Source organism: Marinobacter sp. B-21, from assembly GCF_056857895.1.
In genome coordinates, this window is sequence record NZ_JBSXNZ010000089.1 from 49,204 (window position 1) to 67,870 (window position 18,667).

An 18,667-nucleotide genomic window follows, 5' to 3' on the forward strand; every position below is an offset into this window, starting at 1 on the left:
ATTACCGGATGTCCAGCGCGGAGGTGGTGAGCTTGTCCGCCAGGCGGTCAAACTTCTGCGGGGTAATCCGGCCATGGATATCGTCGTTCACGCGAATGGACGGTGCACAGGCGCAGTTGCCCAGGCAATACACCGGCTCCAGGGTAAATTCGTTATCGGCGGTGGTGCCGTGGTAATCCACACCCAGCCGCGACTTGATATGGTCTTCCAGAGCGCGGCCACCCATGGCCTGGCAGGCTTCTGCCCGGCAAACATGGATGACCTTGCTGCCCACCGGGTGAGTGCGGAAATGATGGTAGAAGCTGATTACCCCGTGCACTTCGGCCCGGGTCTGTTGCAGCATCCCGGCAATGATGGCTACCGCGCCTTCGGGAATGTAGCCGATCCGGTTCTGGACAGCGTGAAGAATGGGAAGCAGGGCGCCGGGTTTGTGCTTCAGTGCGTCCACTTCGTCCCGGATCATGTCAGGTGTCCAGTCGCCGGCGCTGGGCCTGGTGGAGCCACCCGGTTGTTGATTTATCTGCTCTGACATATGCATGACTGTTCCTGTCTGTTTTTGTTCTGGTACAGTTCTAGCACTACGCTAGCACCCAATTCGTGACCACGGAATATGAACTGAAATGCATACCAAGAAGCTCAACATATCTCCCGCCTGGGTCTTCCGGACCGAGGACGGTGAACTGTTCGAGCCGGTTCTGTTCCGCCTGCTCGAAAGTATCCGCGACACCGGCAAACTCACCGTCGCCGCCGAGGCGGCCGGCATCTCCTATCGGCACGCCTGGAACCTGCTTAACCGTGCCACCCATGTCTTCGGCCTGCCCCTGGTCATCATGCGCAAGGGCCAGGGCACCAGCCTGTCGGACCTCGGCGAAAAGCTGCTCTGGGCCGATCACCGGGTCAAGGCCCGGTTGGGGCCTCAGATCGACAGCATGGCCTCGGAACTCAATGACCAGGTCCAGCAGCTTCTGGCCGGCAGCCACCCGGTCCTGCGCCTGCATGCCAGCCACGGATACGCCGTGGCCCTGTTACCGGAGTTCCCGGACCAGCTGGAGATCAACCTCCAGTACCGCAATCCGGAAGAGGCCCTGTCGGCACTCAACAACGGTGAATGCGACCTGGCCAGTTTCCATTTCCCCACTTGCCCGGAACGGGCCCGGGAAATTCTCGCCCACTATCGCCATCATTTATCCGGCAACAACCTGAAGCTGATCCGCTTCGTCACCCGCCGGGAGGGGCTGATGTTCCGGAAGAACCAACAAAACCGGATCCAAAGCCTGCACGATCTTGCCGATTCTCAGTTGCGCTTCATCGGCCGGGACCGCCATTCCGGCACCCGAATTCTGTTTAACCTGCTGCTCAAGCAGCAGGGCCTGGCCGAAGACGCCATTAACCGGTCACCCCAGCAGGAATTCACCCACACCGCCGTTGCCGCCTTTGTGGCCGCCGGCATGGCGGACGTCGGTTTTGGCGTTGAAGCCGCCGCCCGGCAATTCGGCCTGACCTTTGTCGAGCTGGCCCGGGAACACTACCTCCTGCTGTGCCGGGAGGACCGGCTGAATCAGACAAACCTCTCTCGCCTTATTGGCCTGATGCGGTCCGAACCGTTCATTGGGCGTCTGCAGGAGCTGCCCGGTTACGCTCCGGACAACCCCGGCGAAATTACCACCTTCGAGGCGCTGATCGCCGGGGATTCAGATAATCAGGAATCGGAGGGTGCCGGAACCAAAGCAGAAGGGTTCCGGCAATAACCTTGACAGGGAACAGCTAAATCGGGGAGTTAACGGAGGTCGGGATTCAATGTGTAGGTACCGGTTACCCGGGTACTGGCCAGTACGTGGCCGGCCATCGCCTCGCGCACGTCGTTACCATCAAACTCGCCCTCAAGGCCCAGACTGTCCACATCCAGTGCGTGCACTTCAAAATGGTAGTGGTGAATGATTTCATCGTTCCACGGCGGACAGGGACCGTCATAACCGGCATAGGTGCCTGCCATGTCCGGGTTGCCGGCCAGGAACTGGGTGTAAGTGTTGACACCACGGACACCGATGGGCCCCGGACCGGGATCCTTGCCCTTGGGGATCACGCCATCACTGTCCTCGCCCTCCGGAATCCGGGTAATACTGGCCGGGATATCCACCAGCAGCCAGTGGAAAAAGTCGACCCGCGGAATGTCTTTGGAGACGGTTTTACCTTCCTGGTTAACATCATCCGCCACGCTGGGCACATCCGGATCAAACACCATTACCACAAAGCTTTTTGCGCCTTCCGGCGTATCTTCCCAGACCATCTCGGGGTTCCGATTGGGCCCGAAGCTCATGTGATCCTCTTCGCTGTAGACCCCGAACGCGAATTTCTCCGGAATCGGCTGGCCTTCTTCAATGCCTTGAACCTTCAGTTTCACGGCTTTGCCTCCTGTTAATCGTTGGCCTTTGGCTCTCTGACGGTGTCTGGAATGAGCCCGTTCTGTGATAATAGGTTGTAACACAAAATCAACTGACCTGACCATGGAGCCCTGATGAGCCACCAGAAACCCGGCCAGCCGCAAAAGCCCGCCAACCAGAAGGATGAGGACGCCGTTGCCTTTGCCCAGGGTATTTTCGATCTCGCGCGCAATGGCGGTGCCGGCCCGCTCAGCGTGATGCTGGATGCCGGCGTACCGGTTAACATGCGCACCAGCGAGGGCGAAAGCCTGCTGATGCTCGCCAGCCGGAACGGTCATTCCGAGACGGTCCGCCTGCTACTGGAGAAAGGGGCTGATCCCGGGGCCCGGAATAACGAGGGTGAGACCGCGCTCACACTGGCGAAAACGGACAGCGTCCGGAGCCTGATCAGCGACTCGAACCAGTAACCCGCAATGTTCAACAAGGGCGAGATTATTCATCACACCCGGGATGCCCTTGGAAGTATTCTGGTGATCGACTACCGCAAGCACCGGGTACTCACCTTCAATTCGGTGTTCGAGCAGAGCAAGATCGACCGGCGCTATCCGCATCTCCCGGTGCACGAATACAATCGGGCCATGCTGTTACCAGCGGCTTTTGCCCCTCCCAGCCATGTCACCATCCTCGGCCTCGGCGGGGGCGTTATGGCCAGCGCTTTCCATCATCTTTACCCGGAATGCCGGATTCACGCCGTGGAACTCCGGCAGGCGGTTCTCGATACCGCCCGGGAATTCTTTGACCTGCCCGTCAGCAATCGCCTTGAAGTCACCATCGCCGATGCCCGCAATGCGCTGGAAAAACTGCCAGACGCCAGCACCGGCATGATCCTGGCTGATCTTTATAACGCCGACCGTATGAGCCCCGCCCAGGCCCAGAGACACTTCGTGGATGACTGCGCCAGGGTGCTAGGCAGCAATGGCTGGCTGGTGCTGAATTACCATCGCACGCCGGATGTCGAGGGGCTGTATTTCAGGCAACTGAAGAAACACTTCACCGTGTTGCTGATGTTCAAAAGCAAGAGCAACAACACAGTCATTTACGCCAGTAAACAGCATTTCCAGTCAGTCCACTCAAAAGACCCGATTCTGGCGGAGCTGGAAACCCGGCTACCGATCGACTGGCGCCGCCTTATGGCCAAGGTCAGTCGCCTCGAGTGAGCAGGAAACTACCCGGGATTTGATCTCAATCCTTGAGGATTGGTGAGGATGCACCATAGTTTGTTGTAAGGAACTCACAGAAACCTGTAGGGAGTGCTGCCATGAGCGAGGAAGACTACAAGAAGCTCCACCCGGTGCTGAGCGAGGTCACCAAAACCTACGTTGACCTGTACACCAACCGGCCAAATGAAAAGAACCGGGCGCAGCTGATCAAGCTGGAAGCCCTGTTGCACGAGAAACTGGAAGCCATTCAGAAGGCAAAGGAAAGCAAGGGATAGCAATCTTCATTCGCCATCCCCGATTTTGTCCTGGGTCCGGGTCTCGAAATCACTGGCATCGTGCCGTTCGTGCAGCTGTGTATTCGGCTCGCCCCAGGTGCGGTTCACTATGCGCCCGCGCTTGACCGCCGGCCGCTGGGCGATCTCGTCCGTCCACCGGAGAACATGGGCATAGGTGTGAGCTTCCAGGAACTCGGCAGCCTCATAAACCTTGTTCTTCACCAGGGCGCCGTACCAGGGCCAGATCGCCATATCGGCAATGGTGTACTCATCACCGGCGATATAGCGGCTATTTGCCAGCTGACGGTCCAGGACATCCAGCTGGCGCTTGACCTCCATGGCGTAACGGTTGATCGGGTATTCGTACTTCTCCGGCGCGTAGGCATAGAAGTGACCGAAGCCGCCACCGAGCATGGGGGCGCTGCCCATCTGCCAGAACAGCCAGTTCAGGGTTTCTGTGCGCCGGACAATGTCCCTGGGCAGGAAGGCGTCGAATTTTTCCGCCAGGTACAGCAGGATCGAGCCGGATTCGAACACCCGGATCGCAGGATCGGAGCTGTGGTCCATGAGTGCCGGAATCTTGGAGTTGGGATTCACCTCAACAAAGCCGCTGCCAAACTGCTCACCTTCGGTAATCCGGATCGGCCAGGCGTCATAGTCCGCCCCTTCAAACCCCTGCGCCAGAAGCTCCTCCAGCATCACGGTGACCTTCACGCCGTTGGGTGTCGCCAGCGAATAGAGCTGCAACGGGTGTTTGCCAACCGGCAGTTCCTTGTCATGGGTGGGCCCGGCGATGGGGCGATTGATGTTGGCAAATCTACCCCCGCTCTCGGAGTCCCATTTCCAGACTTTCGGTGGTGCGTAGGTAGCGTCGGTCATGGCATTTCTCCTCACAAAGTAGCAGTCAGCTGGTTCCGAGGTCGCATTGAGCCCGGGGCCGAAAACTCTAGCATGGAAGATCAGACAAAAAGAACCACAGGAGTACTCCATGGCGGGGCGCATTGTGCTCCTTTTCACCTGTCTGTTTATCTTGCCCGCAGCCGACGCGGAATTGTCGGACAGCAAGCGGGCAATGATCCGGGAGCTGTTCCCCTCGGCAACCGTGATTCAAGACAAGTTGCCGGACTTTCCCGTGTACCCGGTGTATCAACTCCAGGAGCTGCTGGGTTATGCCTACGAGTCCGTGGACCACAGCCGTCTCCAGGGCTTCGCCGGCAAACCCATCAGTCTGCTGATTGGCCTGGACACCAAGGGTCGGTTTACCGGCGTAAAGGTGCTGAACCACCACGAGCCGGTCTTCCTGCACGGGCTGGGTGAAGAACCCCTGTTCGCCTTTGTAGACCAGTACGAAGGCCGTTCACTTCGGGAACAGATTATTGTCAGCACCTCAAATTCCAGCCGGTCCGGGCGTACCAGCGACGGCAGTGTGGTGCACTTTGACGGCGTCAGCAAGGCCACCGTGTCGGTACTGATCATCAACGACACCGTGCTTTCCTCGGCGCTGAAAGTCGCCCGCACCAAACTCGAAGGTTTTGCCCAGAGCGCCCCGACGCGGGCGAAACCGGAGTTCTTCGAGCCCCTGTCCTGGCAGCAGCTGGTGGACCGTGGCTTTATCGGCCACTGGCAGGCCTCAGGAGAGGCCATTGAAGCGGCGCTCGGGCGGCCGCTCAGCGACTATCCGGTGGATATCGAGCCCGCCGGGGGTGAGCCCTTCAGCGAGCTGTTCTTCGGTTATATCAACTCGCCCATGGTCGGGCGTAACCTGTTGGGTAACGAAGGCTACCAGCGACTAATGCAAAGGCTCGATGACAACGCCCAGGTGCTCGCTGTTATGTCCCGTGGTGTGTTTCCCCATGTGTCCGAAGAGTTTGTCCCAGGCAGCTCACCGGACCGGATCGGCCTTATCCAGAACAACCTGGCCGTTGAAATGCGGGATCTGAACCTGCTTGATCAGGATCTGGACTTCCATGCTGCCGGCATCCCCTCGTTTGAGGCCCGCCACCTGTTCCGCGTCGGCGGTAACGCCGGCTTCAACCCCGGCGCCCAGGCCAGCCTCAAACTCAACGTGGCGCTGGCCCGAAACCATCTGATGGTAGATAGCACCTCACTGACAATACCTGTCAAATTCAATGATTCGCTGTTTGAAACCGTTGAGGTTGCCCCCAACCCCCGGGATATGCGGGAACCGGTGTGGGTCGGCCTCTGGAAAGAACGCTGGTGGCAGATCTCGCTGCTGGTTCTGAGCCTGGCATTACTGACAATGTTCTTCGCCAAACAGAGAACACTGAGCCGGCACCCGAGACTGGTGCACCGTTTCCGTTGGGGATTCCTGTTTTTTACTCTGTTCTTTATCGGCTTTTATGCACAGGGCCAGCTTTCGGTCGTCAACGTCTATACCCTGTTCCTGGCCATCTGGGACGGTTTTTCCCTGAATGTTTTCCTGCTCGACCCGGTGATTTTCATTCTCTGGGTCTATACCTTTATCACCCTGTTTATCTGGGGCCGGGGCCTGTTCTGCGGCTGGCTGTGCCCGTTCGGGGCCCTTCAGGAAATGGCCGCCTGGCTCGGGGAAAAACTGAAATTCCGTCAGGCCAGAATACCCGAGCACTGGCACAGGCGCCTGATCCTGATCAAATACCCGATTCTGCTGGGACTGGTAGGTACTGCGTTCTATTCTCTCACCCTGGCCGGGCAACTGGCGGAAGTGGAGCCCTTCAAAACCAGCATTACGCTGCTCTTCGTTCGCTATTGGCCATTCGTGGTTTACGCCGTTGGCCTGCTGGTGACCGGCATGTTCATTCACAAGTTCTACTGCCGCTACCTGTGCCCGCTCGGGGCAGGCCTTGCGGTGCTGGGCCGTCTCCGGCTGTTCAGCTGGCTGGACCGGGTCGAGCTCTGCGGCAATCCCTGTCAGCACTGCAAAAACGCCTGCGGCATCAACGCCATCCGCAAGGACGGCCGGGTAGACTACGATGAGTGCATTCAGTGCCTGGAGTGCGTCGTTATCCTGCGGGATGAGGAAGCCTGCGTCGACAAGCGGCTCGAAAACAGGAAACGGGCAAGGCAGGAAAACATTCTGGCAACCGACGCCAGCTGACTGTTATTGATTGATTACTCAAGCTATAATTGAGCAGTCATTCAAAACACGGTATTGGTGATTCGTTGTTATGGCCAGACATGCACGCTACGACAGAAAAATCGCTCTGGAAAAAGCGGTGGGACTGTTCTGGGAGAAAGGCTACCACGGCAGCTCCATGAAACAGATTGAGCAGGCCCTTGATATGCGCCCGGGCAGTATTTACGCTACGTTCGGCAGTAAGGATGGCCTGTTTTCAGAAGCCCTGGCGGCCTACGCCGAACAGGGGGGGCTTGAACTGGCGGCCCACCTTAAAGGGTACGAGTCCATCGTTGACGGGCTACAGGACTACCTGCGCGGCATCGCCTGCAGTTGTGGCGGTGAAGATACACCACCCTCCCGGGCGTGCATGATCGTGAAAACACTGCTGGAATCCAGCAACACTCACCTGGCCCTGGCCGCCCAGGCCAACAGCATTCTTGCTGCCATCGAGCAGTCCATTACGGAACTGCTGGAACAGGCCAGGGCAAGGGGCGAGCTGGTGCAATCGGTGGATTGCCGGCGCCTTGCCCGGCTGCTTCAGGCCCAGATTATGGGGCTCCGATCCATGGGTGAGCGCAAGCTTGAGGCCCAGACCATAAAGGAGCTCGGCGACGACATGGCAGCTATTCTGGACTGTTACCGCACCCACCACTAGGTTTACCGGCCCCGGGGGCGGGGCGGGGCTGAAGGTAGCGACACTGCGGTAGCATTAGCACCCTATCTTTCATCGGTTCCCCAGTGAGGACAGCCAAGCGTTTTGCCTGCAGAGCGCTTGGCTTTCTTCACTTACAGGTCTGATTGCTATGGACAAACTTCATCATATTGTTGTGGTTGGCGGCGGCGCTGGTGGTCTTGAGCTGGTAACCAGCCTGGGCGACAAACTGGGAAAGAAGCGCAGGGCCAGAATTACCCTGGTGGATGCCGGGCTCACCCATGTCTGGAAACCCCTCCTTCACGAAGTCGCCTCCGGTTCCCTGGACGCCAACGCCAACGAGATCAACTACCGCGCCCATGCCAGGAAGCATTACTACGAATTCCAGCTCGGGCGCATGAGCGGGCTGGACCGCACCGCCAAAAAACTGGTCATTGCTCCGTTTCACGACGAAGAAGGCGCAGAAGTGGTGCCCGAGCGCCACATCAGCTACGACACCCTGGTCATCGCCGTGGGCAGCACCGCCAATGATTTCGGTACGCCCGGCGCCCAGGACAACTGTCTGTTCCTCGACAGCCTGAAACAGGCCAGGCGCTTCCACAAGCTCATGCTCAATGCCTTCCTGCGCAAGAATCACAAGGCACTGCAAGGTGCAGAGCACACCCTGAACATCAGTATTATCGGCGCCGGCGCCACCGGAGTGGAACTGGCGGCAGAACTTCGCCTGGCGTCCCGGGAGCTGCCGGTGTACGGAATGAATCACCTGCAGGCATCCGACGTCTCGATCAGTGTGATCGAAGCCGCTGACCGCATCCTGCCGGCACTGCCAGCCCGGCTCTCGGCCGCGGCCACGCGAGAGCTGGAGCACCAGAATGTACAGGTACTCACCGGCCAGCCGGTCAGCGAGGTCCGGGAGGCCAGCATTATCATGAAGGACGGCACCGAGCTGCCCGCCGAGATGACCATCTGGGCAGCCGGAATCAAGGCCCCGGCGTTCCTGGCCGAGCTGGACGGCCTGGAGGTGAACCGCAGCAACCAGTTGGTGGTGGAGCAGACCCTGCAGACTACCCAGGACACCGATGTCTTCGCCCTCGGTGACTGCGCCGCCTGCCCGCAACCGGATTCAGACCGGCCGGTACCGCCCCGGGCCCAGGCTGCCCACCAGCAAGCCGACACCCTGTTCAAGACCCTGTGCAACCGGCTTGAGAACGGCGAAGCTGTGCCATTCGTTTACAACGATCATGGTTCACTGATCAACTTCAGCCGCTATACCACCGTTGGCAACCTCATGGGCAATCTGTCAGGCCGCAGCATGTATATTGAAGGCAAGGTTGCGCGCCTGTTTTATTTGTCGCTTTACCGGATGCACCAGGTGGCGCTGCACGGCATGCTCCGCACCGGCATCATCTGGCTGATGGACAAAATCAGCCGTGCCATGCACCCGCGTCTCAAACTACACTAGAAAGGAAACCGGCCGGAGAGGCAATGGAGCGGGTGAAGGGAATCGAACCCTCGTATGCAGCTTGGGAAGCTGCCGTTCTACCATTGAACTACACCCGCAAAACAATGGCCGCGTGAGCAATATAAGCGGTCAGCCCGGTTATGGGCAAGGATTCTGTCTGGAGAATAAATGGACCCCACCCTGACCCTGCTCGGTGCCCTGATGCTGGTCATCAGCATTGTGCTCAGCCCGCTTTCCAGCCGGGTGGGTATGCCTGTGCTGCTGATATTCCTGATCGTGGGCATGATGATGGGCGAGGACGGCCCGGGCGGAATCGAGTTCAATGATTTTGAACTGGCGTTCGTGATTGCCAACCTGGCCTTGGGCGTCATCCTGCTGGATGGCGGCATGCGTACCCGTTCAGAAACCTTTCGGGTAGGTCTGAAACCCGCCCTGGTGCTGGCAACGCTGGGGGTGGCCATGACAGCCGCGGGCGCTGCCGTTGTCGCCTGGTGGGTATTTGACCTGCACTGGCTGACTGCGTTGCTGATCGGTGCCATCATTTCCTCCACCGATGCCGCCGCCGTTTTCTCCCTGCTTCAGGGCCGCGGCCTGCACCTGAATGAGCGGGTCAGCGCCACCCTGGAAATTGAATCCGGCAGCAACGATCCAATGGCCATTTTTCTGACCCTGATGCTGGTTACCCTGATTGGCAATACCGGCGACCAGGCCGGCTGGGCAGCGCTGACCATGCTGGTCAAACAGTTCGGAATTGGAGGTATAGCGGGCATTCTTGGCGGCTTTGCCGTAGTGGAGCTGGCCAACCGCATTCGCCTGACACCCTCTTTATATCCGCTGCTGGTGGCCGCTGCCGGCATTTCGGTATTTTCCGCCACCAACGCCCTGGGAGGCAGTGGCTTCCTGGCGATTTACCTGACAGGTGTGGTGATCGGCAACCGCCATGTACGGATGATGCCGATGATCCTGCAGGTCCACGATGGCCTCGCCTGGCTGGCACAGCTTTGCCTGTTCCTGATGCTCGGCTTGCTGGTCAATCCGTCCGATCTGATTCCGCTGGCCGGTGGTGGCCTGGTGCTGGCACTCGCCCTGATCTTTGTCATTCGCCCACTCACGGTTATGCTCACGCTCTGGCCGTTTGCCTTTAACCGGCGGGAGCTGATTTTTATCAGCTGGGTTGGCCTGCGCGGGGCGGTTCCGATCGTCCTGGCCCTGTTCCCGATCATCGCGGACCTGCCGGAGGCGCAGCTGGTGTTCCATGCGGCCTTCTTCATTGTCCTTGTTTCCCTGCTGGTTCAGGGAACCACCATGGCGCCCCTGGCCCGTAAACTGCGCCTGGAGGTTCCTGCCGGAGAGGACCCCTATCGCCGGCTGCCCCTGGATGCCCCTGCGGCGGGTGATCACGAACTGATGCTGTTTCCCCTGCGCGGCAAGAGCTGGGAGACACCGCGCCGTCTGAGCCAGCTGCGATTTCCGGAAAACACGGCGGTGGCCGGTGTTTTCCGCAATCGGGTCTGCCTGCAACCAAAAGGGGATCTGGAAGTGGCCAGTGGCGATATGGTGGCGATGTTTGCCACGCCCGGCGTGTTGCCGGAGCTCGGTAAGGCACTCAGCGGCCGCCATGCCCCCAAATACCTTGCCGAGCGGGCATTCTTTGGTGATTTCGTTCTCAATGGCGATGCCCTGCTGGGGGACGTGGAGCAGGTCTACGGCATCGAGTTCGACGAACTGCCCCCGGAACTGTCCCTGGCCGAGTGCTTCACCAGACGGACCAAGGGGCACCCGGTTGTTGGGGATATCGTAACCCTTGGGCCGGTTACACTGGTTGCCAGGGCTACCAGTGCCGACCAGGTGACCAAGGTGGGTCTTAAAATGGACAGTTCACAAAACAGCTGAGGGACGACCCGGATAGCTAAAAAAGTTAACAAAACCCCTTAACAGATCGCTGACAGGCTATGGTATAAAACGCCTGTACAAAGATTAATCATTGGTAAGTTAACGATATGCTGATTACTCGCGCTGCTTTCTACGCCTTGGTCCTGTTCTGGCTGGCAATGACACCTCAGGCTATGGCCACGGAGTTGCTGGCCAAAGCCGACCCCCGGATGCCTGCAGAAACCGCATACACCCCCGTCGATATTCAGGATGTCAGCAAGGTCGTGGTTCGCAAGGGTGAACGGCGCCTTTACCTCATGAGCGGGGATCAGGTGGTGCGCAGTTATCGCATTTCCCTGGGCGACAACCCGGAAGGCCATAAGCTGTATGAGGGTGACGAACGGACCCCGGAGGGCGACTACACCCTGGACTGGCGCAACGCCGAAAGCGATTTCTACAGATCCATCCACATTTCCTACCCCAGCGAGCGGGACCGGGAGCTGGCTTCTGCCTGGGGGCTGGATCCCGGTGGCAGCATCATGATTCACGGCTTGCCGAACGGCGAGGAAGACATGGCGTTTGCCTACCGCGGCCTGGACTGGACCGACGGCTGCATCGCCGTTACCAACGAAGAGATAGACGAAATCTGGCAACTCGTGTCCAACGGCACCCCGATCAGCATTCATCCCTGAAGAAAGTCTGGCAACAGCATTAAGTTGTTGTCATAAGCTAAGAATATTTACCTATCCTGAGTTAACATTTTGCCTTACAGTGTTTTACACTGTTTAACGACTCCGGTAGTCGTTGCCTATTGCACCTATCGGGCAGGTTGACAGGAAGTCGTCTATACTGACTTTCGGATCACAGGAAATAACTCGACCAATAAGGGGATTTACAATGCGTAAACTGACGATCGCCGGGCTTGCACTGGCCACTGTTCTGACTGCAGGCTGTGCCACGACGGATCAGGGTGCCGTCGACGAAGCAAATGCAACAGCAAGCTCCGCTGAGAGCACTGCTAAAAATGCACTGAGCACCGCGAACAGCGCTGCCGGCACTGCCCGCTCTGCCCAGCAGACTGCGCAAGAAGCACTGGCGGCAGCCAAGGCAGCTCAAAGGGCTGCTGACGAAGCCAACGAGCGTGCCAAGCGTATGCTCGAGCGCTCAAGCATGAAGTAAGGCTCACGCCGATGATGCTGAAAAGGCCGGGTTTTCCGGCCTTTTTTATGCCTCGGCGTCCGGGTTTTCCGGAGTCACCGATTTGTTCTCCTTCAGGAACGTTGTCATCAGTTCCATCGGCAGCGGAAACACGATGGTGGCCGTATTGGTATTACTCATGTCCGCCAGCGTCTGCAAGTACCGGAGCTGCATCGACCCCGAATTCGCTGACATCACATCCGCCGCTTCTACCAGTTTCTTCGACGCCTGCAATTCGCCTTCGGCGTGAATGACCTTGGCCCGCCGCTCACGCTCGGCCTCTGCCTGACGGGCGATAGCACGAATCATGGATTCGTTCAGGTCCACATGCTTGATTTCCACATTGGCCACCTTGATGCCCCACTCCTCCGTCTGGGAATCGATGATCTCCTGAATGTCCGAATTCAGCTTGTCCCGCTCCGAGAGCATTTCATCCAGATCATGCTTGCCCAGCACCGAACGCAGTGTCGTTTGCGCCAGCTGGCTGGTGGCCGAGTCGAAATCCTCAACCCGGATGATCGCTCGCTCCGGATCCACTACCCGATAATAGAGCACGGCATTTACCCGAACCGTGACGTTATCCTTGGAAATCACGTCCTGACTGGGCACATCCAGTACAATGACCCGCAGGTCAACCCGCACCATCTGTTGTATACCCGGGATTATGATGATCAGGCCCGGGCCTTTCACCCCCTGAAACCGGCCCAGAAAAAACACCACACCACGCTGATATTCCGGCAGTATCTTGATGGCCGAGCCGAGAATCAGTAATAACACCACGATAGGTGCAAGGTAAGGAATCAGTTCGCCAATCATACGGCCTCCTTGTTTTGCCGTTAGACTCTGTTTGCCGGATCAGCCGTTTTCCGGGATGACCCTGACGGTTACCGTTAAACCCTCGATTGCTGCAACACGGACCCGGTCGCCCTCTTTGACGGGCTCCTCGCTTATGGCATTCCACCGCTCACCGCTGAGTCTGACGTGCCCCCGGTAGTGACCATGTTCTCCTGAAAAATCGTCCAGCGACACGCCCTCCTCGTGGGTTAACTGCTCGGTGCCACTGACCGGAGACCTGCGGCGCAGACCAATGAACCGGGTGACCGTCCAGAGGATAAACCCGGCCGCAACCACGGCGGTGCCGCCAATGGTCGGCAGGGAGATATCCCGGTGGCTGCCATCCATCAGGATGACCGATCCGGTCACGAAGGCGACAATCCCGCCGACACCCAGTATTCCGAAACTCGGCACAAAGGCCTCACCCACGATAAACGCCAACCCGAGCAGAATCAGCGCCAGACCGGCGTAATTCACCGACAGCACCTGGAAGGCGAAGAGTGCAAGAATCAGACTGATGGCGCCAATCACGCCGGGCACCACGGCACCGGGATTGGCCAGTTCGAAAATAATGCCGTAAAACCCGATAATCATCAGGAAATAGGCGACGTTCGGATCGGTGATCACGGACAGCAGGCGGGTGCGCCAGTCTGGCTGGGAGCGGACAATTTCAAGATTTGCGGTTGCCAGCGTCATGTCTCCCGACGCCATGCCAACCTGACGGCCGTCGACTTGCTGAAGCAGATCCCGGAGATTCGGAGAAACCACGTCTATGACGTTCTTCTCAAGCGCTTCGGCGGCACCAAGATTCACCGCTTCCCGCACCGCCTCTTCTGCCCAGTCGGCATTGCGGCCGTGGCGCTCTGCGAGCCCGCGAATGTAACTGACGGCATCTTCCAGCACCTTGCGCTCCATGGCGGTGGTGCCACGACGTTTGTTGCTCTCTTCCCCGGCATTTTCTTCGGCAGCAGGCGACTCAGCTCCGGACTCAGCGCCCTCCTTGGCATCAGCGTCTTTGGGTGCAGGTTCACTGGCCGGCTCCTGACTTCCCGGCAGGCCGCCCATCTGCACCGGGGTTGCCGAGCCCAGGTTGGTTGCCGGTGCCATGGCGGCGATGTGACTGCCATACAGAATGTAGGTGCCGGCGCTGGCTGCCCGGGCGCCCTGGGGAGAAACATAGGTAGCCACGGGCACTTCGGAGGCAAGGATGACCTTGATGATGTCCCGCATGGAGTTCATCAGGCCGCCGGGTGTGTCCATTTCGATAATAACGAGGCCGGCGCCTTCGGACTCAGCCCGGCGGATGCCTCGGGTGACATAGTCCATGGTCGCGGGGCCGATGGCGCCCTCAACGGTGAGTACCAGGGCGATGCCGGACGACTTCTGCTGGGCAAAGACCTGGTGCGCCAGAGAAGCCAGTGCCAGAAGCACACCGGTCAACAGCACCAGGGCCCAGAGCCGCAGACGGGCGGGATTCTGTGATCGCATGGCACGGTGTACCTGCATAACGCCTCCCCGGATGCGGAAGAAATTCAGAATATTCGGGCGAGCACCGAAACCGGCAGACGCCGAAGCAAAAATCCGATCGGAGTCCAGGGCCAGGTGGGCACAAAACACTCGTCCTTACCCGACTCAATCGCCTTGACCATGGCCCTGCATCCTGTTTTTGCATCAACAATAAAGGGCGTGTTGCGGACCTTCTCGTTGATCTCGGTTCGAATATACCCTGGGTACAGTGTAGTCACCTTTATCGGGGATTTCGCTTTCGCGAGGTCCACGCGCAACCCCTCGGACAGAGCCGCAATACCAGCCTTGGTTGCCGCGTAGGTGGTAACATTCCCTGGCAGGCCCCGCACGGCTGTTACTGAAGATACGGTGACCAGATGGCCCCGGTTCTGTTCCCGGAAGAGCTCCATGGCCGCTTCCATCTGGGCGAGGGCCGCCACGAAATTGGTCTCCGCCGTCTGCCGGTTGGCATCGAACTTGCCGGTGCCCAATGGCTGCCCCTTACCGATTCCGGCGTTGACAATAATCCGCTCCAGGCTACCGAACTCGTCACGAAACGCCCTGAATACCGAAAACACCTGATCATGATCGTTCACATCCAGAGCCCGAAGACTCACCGTGATGCCTGGGTACTCCCGGCCAAGTTCCTCCCTGAGCTTCTCCAGGCGATCGGTGCGCCGGGCGCACAGGGCCAGATTGTCGCCGCGGGCCGCGAATTCGCGTGCCATGCCTTCCCCCAGGCCGGAACTGGCGCCGGTAATCAGAATGGTTTGACTCATGGACACTCCCTGTTTTTCATTATTGTGGGGAACTGGACTGGCCGCAAGCTCCCCCTCAGAAGTAAAGCCGCTGTTCCGGTTCGCTCTCGGATTCGGGCGTTTTCTCGTCAACGGTCCTGTCCGCAGCCATCCGGGTAACCCGTTCACCAATCATGGTGGGCAGGCCATCGGCCTGATCCACGGCAAGCTCAATGGCGCTGCGCTTCACCTCTACCCCCGGATGGTTTGCCCGGAAAGACTCAACTTCGGCAAATACCTGCTGCCACAAACGGTCCCGGTCCTGACTATTGTAGTCCTCATGGGGGCGGTGCACTTCGAGCCAGACCTCGCCATCGGAAAACCCGATCTTGACGGCATCATGCACTACCTGAACCGGCGTGCCTTTTTCAACCTGGTAAACGAACCTTGAAATGTCTTCGTTATACATCCGGAAACAACCGTGGCTAACGGGCATACCCACACCAAACTTTTTGTTGGTGCCGTGAATCAGATAACCCTTCTCACTCAGCAACAGGGCATGAGTACCCAGGGGATTCCCCGGACCAGGGGGAATCATTCGGGGCAGATAATCACCAGATGCCTCGTACTCGGCCCGGATACTGGCCGGCGGATACCAGGCAGGGGATTCCAGAGGCATGGTCACTTCCGCATCGGTCAGGGGTGAGGGATTTTCCGCGGTACCAACTCCGACCGGGTAAACCTGCACGCCCTGGTCGGTAAAATAATAGAGGCGATATTCGGCCAGATTAATGACAATCCCCTCACGCCGGGCATCCGGCAAAACGTACCGGCGCGGCAGGGTAATGGTGGTGCCTTCGCCGGGCAGCCAGGGGTCAACGCCGGGGTTGGCCTTCACCAGCTCCAGATACCCCATAGCCAAGCGGTTACCAATAGCCGCAAAGGTATCCTCGTAACTGGTTTCATAGACTCCCAACTGTCCCGCCAGGTCACCCTGGACCGGGAAGGTCGGAACACGGGGGCTTCGGTCCGGCGCTTCCGGGCTTTCGGGATCGCCGGCATTCTCTCCACCCTGTGCAGACACACCTTCTGCAGGTTCCGCAGCCTGAAGTGCCGGTAGCATCAGGAACTGCGCCAGGAAAAACACCACTAGAGATCTCAACCACATAAACAAAGTTCCGAAAGCATCAGGGGCACCCGGGTAATGACAGCAGGTACCTTCAGGAGTTCACGTAGGTCAGGAGTTCACGTAGGTCGCCCATACCGTGACTACAGCAAGCGCAATAAACAGAACGCCCGCACCAGTTCGCGCCGTGGCCAGGGGCAACCGTTCCGTCAGCCAACGCCCCGTCATAATAACCGGTATGCTGGCCAGCAGCATCCCCACCGTGACTCCCGGGATAACCCAGCGGGTCTTGCTGACACGAGCAGCGAGCACAACCGTCGCCACCTGGGCCTTGTCACCGGTTTCCGCTATGGCAACTAAACCCGCATCCGCCATACCGGTATCGCCGCGACCGCCACAAACACCGCCACCAGCCACCAGGCCGAATGGAAGGCGTTGACCGTGGGCATTCCCGCACTGTGTTCACCAAACTCAATGGTCAGCGCCACCAAGTTGACGCCGAAGGCGCCGCCCAGCTGTCGCATGAAATTGAGAGTACTGGAACCGGCACCCAGCTCCTGCGGTTCCAGCGGATTCAGGGCACCCGTTGACAGTGCCGGAAGCATAAAGCCGATACCGATCCGGCCCAGCACTGCCCATAGGGCCAGCCAGCCAAAGGCCAGATCCAGATCCGAAAGGGCGAACAGCGCCGCCGACAGGGCAAATACTGCAATGCCGAAGATAACCAGCTTGCGGGCGCTCTGCTTGTCCGCCAGACGGCCCGCCAGGGGGAAAATCATGCCCAGGACAATGCCGGCCGGCAACATCAGCAACCCGGCTTCTGTCGCCGTGAACCCCAGGGCGGTCTGTACAAACAGGGGAATCAGGTAGGTGGATCCGAACAGGGCAAGGCCCAGTGCCATAGCACCCAGACAGGCATAGAGAAAGGCCGGCTTGCGCAACAGGCTAATGTTCACCAACGGGTGCCGGATGCGCCGCTCCCGGAAGATGAAGAGCGACAGGGTTGCTATCGCCAACAGTGCCTCAGCCACGAGCCATGCCTGCTGTCCGTCCGCCTGCTGCAGCCTGTTCAGGGTGTCGAGTGACAGTGCGATGGTAAACCCGAGCAACGCCAGGCCGGGAAGATCAAAGGGGTAGGGAGCCGGCCGCGACACTGGCAGAGGCAGAAAGCGCCATGCCATCAGGACACCCACAAGCGTCACCGGAGCCGGGGCAAACATCACGTATCGCCAGCTCAGCTGATCAACCAGAAAGCCGCCCAGTACCGGACCCAGAGCCGGCGCCAGGATCACGCCCATGCCATAGATGCCCATGGCCTGACCACGCCGGTTCCGGGGAAAAATACGGAACACCAGGTACATCCCCATGGGTTGCATCAGACCGGCCATGGCGCCCTGACCAATCCGCGCGACAATCAATTGCTCCGGCGAGCTGGCGAACCCACCGGCAAGGGAAATCAGCGTGAACAGGAACATGGCCGTGGCCAGGGTTTTTCGAACCCCGAAATGATCCAGCAACCAGGAAGAGGCGAGCATGGTGGTGGTCATGGCGGCGATGAATCCGGTTGCCAGCCAGTGCACCTGGCCCTGACGGATACCGAACTCCACCATGATGTCGTGAAGCGCCACGTTGACCACAGTGGCGCTGAGAACAGTGGCCATGGTGCCCGTAACCACCGTAGCCAGTGCCAGCCAACGCCAGCGATCCCCGTAGCGGGCCTTCAGGCCCTCAACCGAGTTATCAGCCAAGGATTACTTCTGCTTTTCAGCGTTTTCCAGGATCTTGTGGAAAACCTTGACGGTACACTCGATCTCTTCGTCGCTGATGCCCTCAAGCATTTCCTCCCGAAGTACCTCGGCTCGCCCGGAAAGCTCATCCATAAAGGCACGGCCGGCGTCCGTCAGGTGCAGGCGGCGGGCCCGGCGATCGTTCGGGCAGGGCCGGCGTTCAATCAGCCCCTGCTGTTCCAGGCTGTCCAGCAGCCGAACCAGGGTCGGATTCTCGATAGCCATGAGGCTGGCCAGTTCACGCTGGGTCAGGCCTTCACCGCCCTTCTCCAGATACACCATGGTGCTCCACCGTGCCTGGGTTACGCCAAGATCCTTCAGGCGCTCATCCAGCATTTTTCTCCAGCGGCGGGTAACCCGGGCTACCGCAAAAGGAAACTGCTCTCTCATTTGTCGTCACTCCGTTCAAAAAGGGACAAGGTCAAGCCTTCGGAAAGACCGGCAATCAGCCAATAAGCCACATATCGGAAAGTTACCAATAGTATGCTAATCATTGAAAT

Annotated in this window: 20 protein-coding genes and 1 tRNA gene; 10 read left to right on the top strand and 11 right to left on the bottom strand. The window is 59.0% G+C overall.

All coding sequences use genetic code 11. The features are described 5' to 3' along the window. Nucleotide 1: 1 nt before the first annotated feature. Nucleotides 2–532, bottom strand: a complete 531-nt coding sequence (locus tag AC13C0_RS20195; RefSeq protein WP_482954918.1) for a formate dehydrogenase subunit gamma — start codon at nt 530–532, stop codon at nt 2–4. An 88-nt stretch (nt 533–620) separates the two neighbouring features. On the opposite strand from AC13C0_RS20195, the gene AC13C0_RS20200 reads away from it, so the two are divergent. Then, nucleotides 621–1,748, top strand: a complete 1,128-nt coding sequence (locus AC13C0_RS20200) for a substrate-binding domain-containing protein (protein ID WP_117618840.1) — start codon at nt 621–623, stop codon at nt 1,746–1,748. A 29-nt stretch (nt 1,749–1,777) separates the two neighbouring features. Here AC13C0_RS20200 and AC13C0_RS20205 read toward each other — a convergent pair whose 3' ends face one another. Beyond that, nucleotides 1,778–2,401: a YbhB/YbcL family Raf kinase inhibitor-like protein gene (locus AC13C0_RS20205; protein ID WP_117618841.1), complete on the bottom strand. Its 624-nt coding sequence runs from the start codon at nt 2,399–2,401 to the stop codon at nt 1,778–1,780. A 114-nt stretch (nt 2,402–2,515) separates the two neighbouring features. On the opposite strand from AC13C0_RS20205, the gene AC13C0_RS20210 reads away from it, so the two are divergent. The 3 genes from AC13C0_RS20210 to AC13C0_RS20220 all read left to right on the top strand — a co-directional run bounded on the left by AC13C0_RS20210 (nt 2,516) and on the right by AC13C0_RS20220 (nt 3,876). Further along, nucleotides 2,516–2,848 carry an ankyrin repeat domain-containing protein gene (locus AC13C0_RS20210; RefSeq protein WP_117618842.1) on the top strand — a complete coding sequence of 111 codons (333 nt, stop codon included), beginning with the start codon at nt 2,516–2,518 and terminating at the stop codon, nt 2,846–2,848. 6 nt (nt 2,849–2,854) lie between these two features. Next, nucleotides 2,855–3,598 carry a spermidine synthase gene (locus AC13C0_RS20215; RefSeq protein WP_117618843.1) on the top strand — a complete coding sequence of 248 codons (744 nt, stop codon included), beginning with the start codon at nt 2,855–2,857 and terminating at the stop codon, nt 3,596–3,598. Between the two features lie 101 nt (nt 3,599–3,699). Next, nucleotides 3,700–3,876: a hypothetical protein gene (locus AC13C0_RS20220; protein WP_162893729.1), complete on the top strand. Its 177-nt coding sequence runs from the start codon at nt 3,700–3,702 to the stop codon at nt 3,874–3,876. 6 nt (nt 3,877–3,882) lie between these two features. Here the strand turns inward: AC13C0_RS20220 and yghU are convergent, their stop codons facing one another. Beyond that, a complete protein-coding gene (yghU, locus tag AC13C0_RS20225; RefSeq protein WP_117618844.1) occupies nt 3,883–4,755 on the bottom strand; it encodes a glutathione-dependent disulfide-bond oxidoreductase in 873 nt (290 codons plus the stop codon). A 109-nt stretch (nt 4,756–4,864) separates the two neighbouring features. Here yghU and AC13C0_RS20230 point away from each other — a divergent pair, with 109 nt between their 5' ends. From AC13C0_RS20230 to AC13C0_RS20240, 3 genes are all read left to right on the top strand, one after another. Next, a complete protein-coding gene (locus AC13C0_RS20230) occupies nt 4,865–6,973 on the top strand; it encodes a 4Fe-4S binding protein (RefSeq protein WP_341580889.1) in 2,109 nt (702 codons plus the stop codon). Nucleotides 6,974–7,043: 70 nt separating this feature from the next. Then, the gene (locus AC13C0_RS20235) at nt 7,044–7,649 is read left to right on the top strand and encodes a TetR/AcrR family transcriptional regulator (RefSeq protein ID WP_117618846.1); all 606 of its coding nucleotides are present in this window, start codon (nt 7,044–7,046) and stop codon (nt 7,647–7,649) included. A 148-nt stretch (nt 7,650–7,797) separates the two neighbouring features. Continuing rightward, nucleotides 7,798–9,108: an NAD(P)/FAD-dependent oxidoreductase gene (locus AC13C0_RS20240; protein WP_341580890.1), complete on the top strand. Its 1,311-nt coding sequence runs from the start codon at nt 7,798–7,800 to the stop codon at nt 9,106–9,108. A 24-nt stretch (nt 9,109–9,132) separates the two neighbouring features. On the opposite strand, the gene AC13C0_RS20245 is transcribed toward AC13C0_RS20240, so the two are convergent. Beyond that, nucleotides 9,133–9,206, bottom strand: a tRNA-Gly gene (locus tag AC13C0_RS20245). Between the two features lie 70 nt (nt 9,207–9,276). On the opposite strand from AC13C0_RS20245, the gene AC13C0_RS20250 reads away from it, so the two are divergent. From AC13C0_RS20250 to AC13C0_RS20260, 3 genes are all read left to right on the top strand, one after another. After that, nucleotides 9,277–11,001, top strand: a complete 1,725-nt coding sequence (locus AC13C0_RS20250) for a potassium/proton antiporter (protein WP_341580891.1) — start codon at nt 9,277–9,279, stop codon at nt 10,999–11,001. A 107-nt stretch (nt 11,002–11,108) separates the two neighbouring features. Continuing rightward, complete coding sequence (locus AC13C0_RS20255; RefSeq protein WP_341580892.1) at nt 11,109–11,672, top strand: L,D-transpeptidase family protein; 564 nt, start codon at nt 11,109–11,111, stop codon at nt 11,670–11,672. Between the two features lie 205 nt (nt 11,673–11,877). Beyond that, entirely contained in the window at nt 11,878–12,159 is a 282-nt protein-coding gene (locus AC13C0_RS20260; protein WP_117618850.1) for an Lpp/OprI family alanine-zipper lipoprotein, read from the top strand. Nucleotides 12,160–12,204: 45 nt separating this feature from the next. Here AC13C0_RS20260 and AC13C0_RS20265 read toward each other — a convergent pair whose 3' ends face one another. The 7 genes from AC13C0_RS20265 to AC13C0_RS20295 all read right to left on the bottom strand — a co-directional run bounded on the left by AC13C0_RS20265 (nt 12,205) and on the right by AC13C0_RS20295 (nt 18,557). Continuing rightward, nucleotides 12,205–12,993 carry a slipin family protein gene (locus AC13C0_RS20265; RefSeq protein WP_341580893.1) on the bottom strand — a complete coding sequence of 263 codons (789 nt, stop codon included), beginning with the start codon at nt 12,991–12,993 and terminating at the stop codon, nt 12,205–12,207. 39 nt (nt 12,994–13,032) lie between these two features. Further along, nucleotides 13,033–14,517 carry an NfeD family protein gene (locus tag AC13C0_RS20270; protein ID WP_341580894.1) on the bottom strand — a complete coding sequence of 495 codons (1,485 nt, stop codon included), beginning with the start codon at nt 14,515–14,517 and terminating at the stop codon, nt 13,033–13,035. Between the two features lie 26 nt (nt 14,518–14,543). Further along, nucleotides 14,544–15,296, bottom strand: coding sequence for an SDR family oxidoreductase (locus AC13C0_RS20275; protein ID WP_341580895.1), 753 nt, complete (start codon nt 15,294–15,296; stop codon nt 14,544–14,546). Between the two features lie 55 nt (nt 15,297–15,351). Continuing rightward, on the bottom strand, nt 15,352–16,422 hold the full coding sequence (locus AC13C0_RS20280) for a L,D-transpeptidase family protein (RefSeq protein ID WP_341580896.1): 1,071 nt from the start codon (nt 16,420–16,422) through the stop codon (nt 15,352–15,354). A gap of 69 nt (nt 16,423–16,491) precedes the next feature. Next, on the bottom strand, nt 16,492–16,755 hold the full coding sequence (locus AC13C0_RS20285) for a TMEM165/GDT1 family protein (RefSeq protein ID WP_341580897.1): 264 nt from the start codon (nt 16,753–16,755) through the stop codon (nt 16,492–16,494). Continuing rightward, a complete protein-coding gene (locus AC13C0_RS20290) occupies nt 16,737–18,128 on the bottom strand; it encodes an MDR family MFS transporter (protein ID WP_341580898.1) in 1,392 nt (463 codons plus the stop codon). Before AC13C0_RS20290 ends, AC13C0_RS20285 begins: the two co-directional genes overlap by 19 nt. 3 nt (nt 18,129–18,131) lie before the next feature. Next, nucleotides 18,132–18,557: a MarR family transcriptional regulator gene (locus AC13C0_RS20295; RefSeq protein ID WP_341580899.1), complete on the bottom strand. Its 426-nt coding sequence runs from the start codon at nt 18,555–18,557 to the stop codon at nt 18,132–18,134. Between the last annotated feature and the right edge of the window lie 110 nt (nt 18,558–18,667).

What these genes read in the sequence shown, in the direction of transcription:
- AC13C0_RS20270 (WP_341580894.1), bottom strand. Translation starts at nt 14,517, where the DNA reads ATGCAGGTACACCGTGCCATGCGATCACAGAATCCCGCCCGTCTGCGG.
- AC13C0_RS20235 (WP_117618846.1), top strand. Translation starts at nt 7,044, where the DNA reads ATGGCCAGACATGCACGCTACGACAGAAAAATCGCTCTGGAAAAAGCG.
- AC13C0_RS20280 (WP_341580896.1), bottom strand. Translation starts at nt 16,422, where the DNA reads ATGTGGTTGAGATCTCTAGTGGTGTTTTTCCTGGCGCAGTTCCTGATG.
- AC13C0_RS20240 (WP_341580890.1), top strand. Translation starts at nt 7,798, where the DNA reads ATGGACAAACTTCATCATATTGTTGTGGTTGGCGGCGGCGCTGGTGGT.
- AC13C0_RS20230 (WP_341580889.1), top strand. Translation starts at nt 4,865, where the DNA reads ATGGCGGGGCGCATTGTGCTCCTTTTCACCTGTCTGTTTATCTTGCCC.
- AC13C0_RS20275 (WP_341580895.1), bottom strand. Translation starts at nt 15,296, where the DNA reads ATGAGTCAAACCATTCTGATTACCGGCGCCAGTTCCGGCCTGGGGGAA.
- AC13C0_RS20215 (WP_117618843.1), top strand. Translation starts at nt 2,855, where the DNA reads ATGTTCAACAAGGGCGAGATTATTCATCACACCCGGGATGCCCTTGGA.
- AC13C0_RS20260 (WP_117618850.1), top strand. Translation starts at nt 11,878, where the DNA reads ATGCGTAAACTGACGATCGCCGGGCTTGCACTGGCCACTGTTCTGACT.
- AC13C0_RS20220 (WP_162893729.1), top strand. Translation starts at nt 3,700, where the DNA reads ATGAGCGAGGAAGACTACAAGAAGCTCCACCCGGTGCTGAGCGAGGTC.
- AC13C0_RS20265 (WP_341580893.1), bottom strand. Translation starts at nt 12,993, where the DNA reads ATGATTGGCGAACTGATTCCTTACCTTGCACCTATCGTGGTGTTATTA.
- AC13C0_RS20200 (WP_117618840.1), top strand. Translation starts at nt 621, where the DNA reads ATGCATACCAAGAAGCTCAACATATCTCCCGCCTGGGTCTTCCGGACC.
- AC13C0_RS20285 (WP_341580897.1), bottom strand. Translation starts at nt 16,755, where the DNA reads ATGGCGGATGCGGGTTTAGTTGCCATAGCGGAAACCGGTGACAAGGCC.
- AC13C0_RS20295 (WP_341580899.1), bottom strand. Translation starts at nt 18,557, where the DNA reads ATGAGAGAGCAGTTTCCTTTTGCGGTAGCCCGGGTTACCCGCCGCTGG.
- AC13C0_RS20255 (WP_341580892.1), top strand. Translation starts at nt 11,109, where the DNA reads ATGCTGATTACTCGCGCTGCTTTCTACGCCTTGGTCCTGTTCTGGCTG.
- AC13C0_RS20195 (WP_482954918.1), bottom strand. Translation starts at nt 532, where the DNA reads ATGTCAGAGCAGATAAATCAACAACCGGGTGGCTCCACCAGGCCCAGC.
- yghU (WP_117618844.1), bottom strand. Translation starts at nt 4,755, where the DNA reads ATGACCGACGCTACCTACGCACCACCGAAAGTCTGGAAATGGGACTCC.
- AC13C0_RS20210 (WP_117618842.1), top strand. Translation starts at nt 2,516, where the DNA reads ATGAGCCACCAGAAACCCGGCCAGCCGCAAAAGCCCGCCAACCAGAAG.
- AC13C0_RS20250 (WP_341580891.1), top strand. Translation starts at nt 9,277, where the DNA reads ATGGACCCCACCCTGACCCTGCTCGGTGCCCTGATGCTGGTCATCAGC.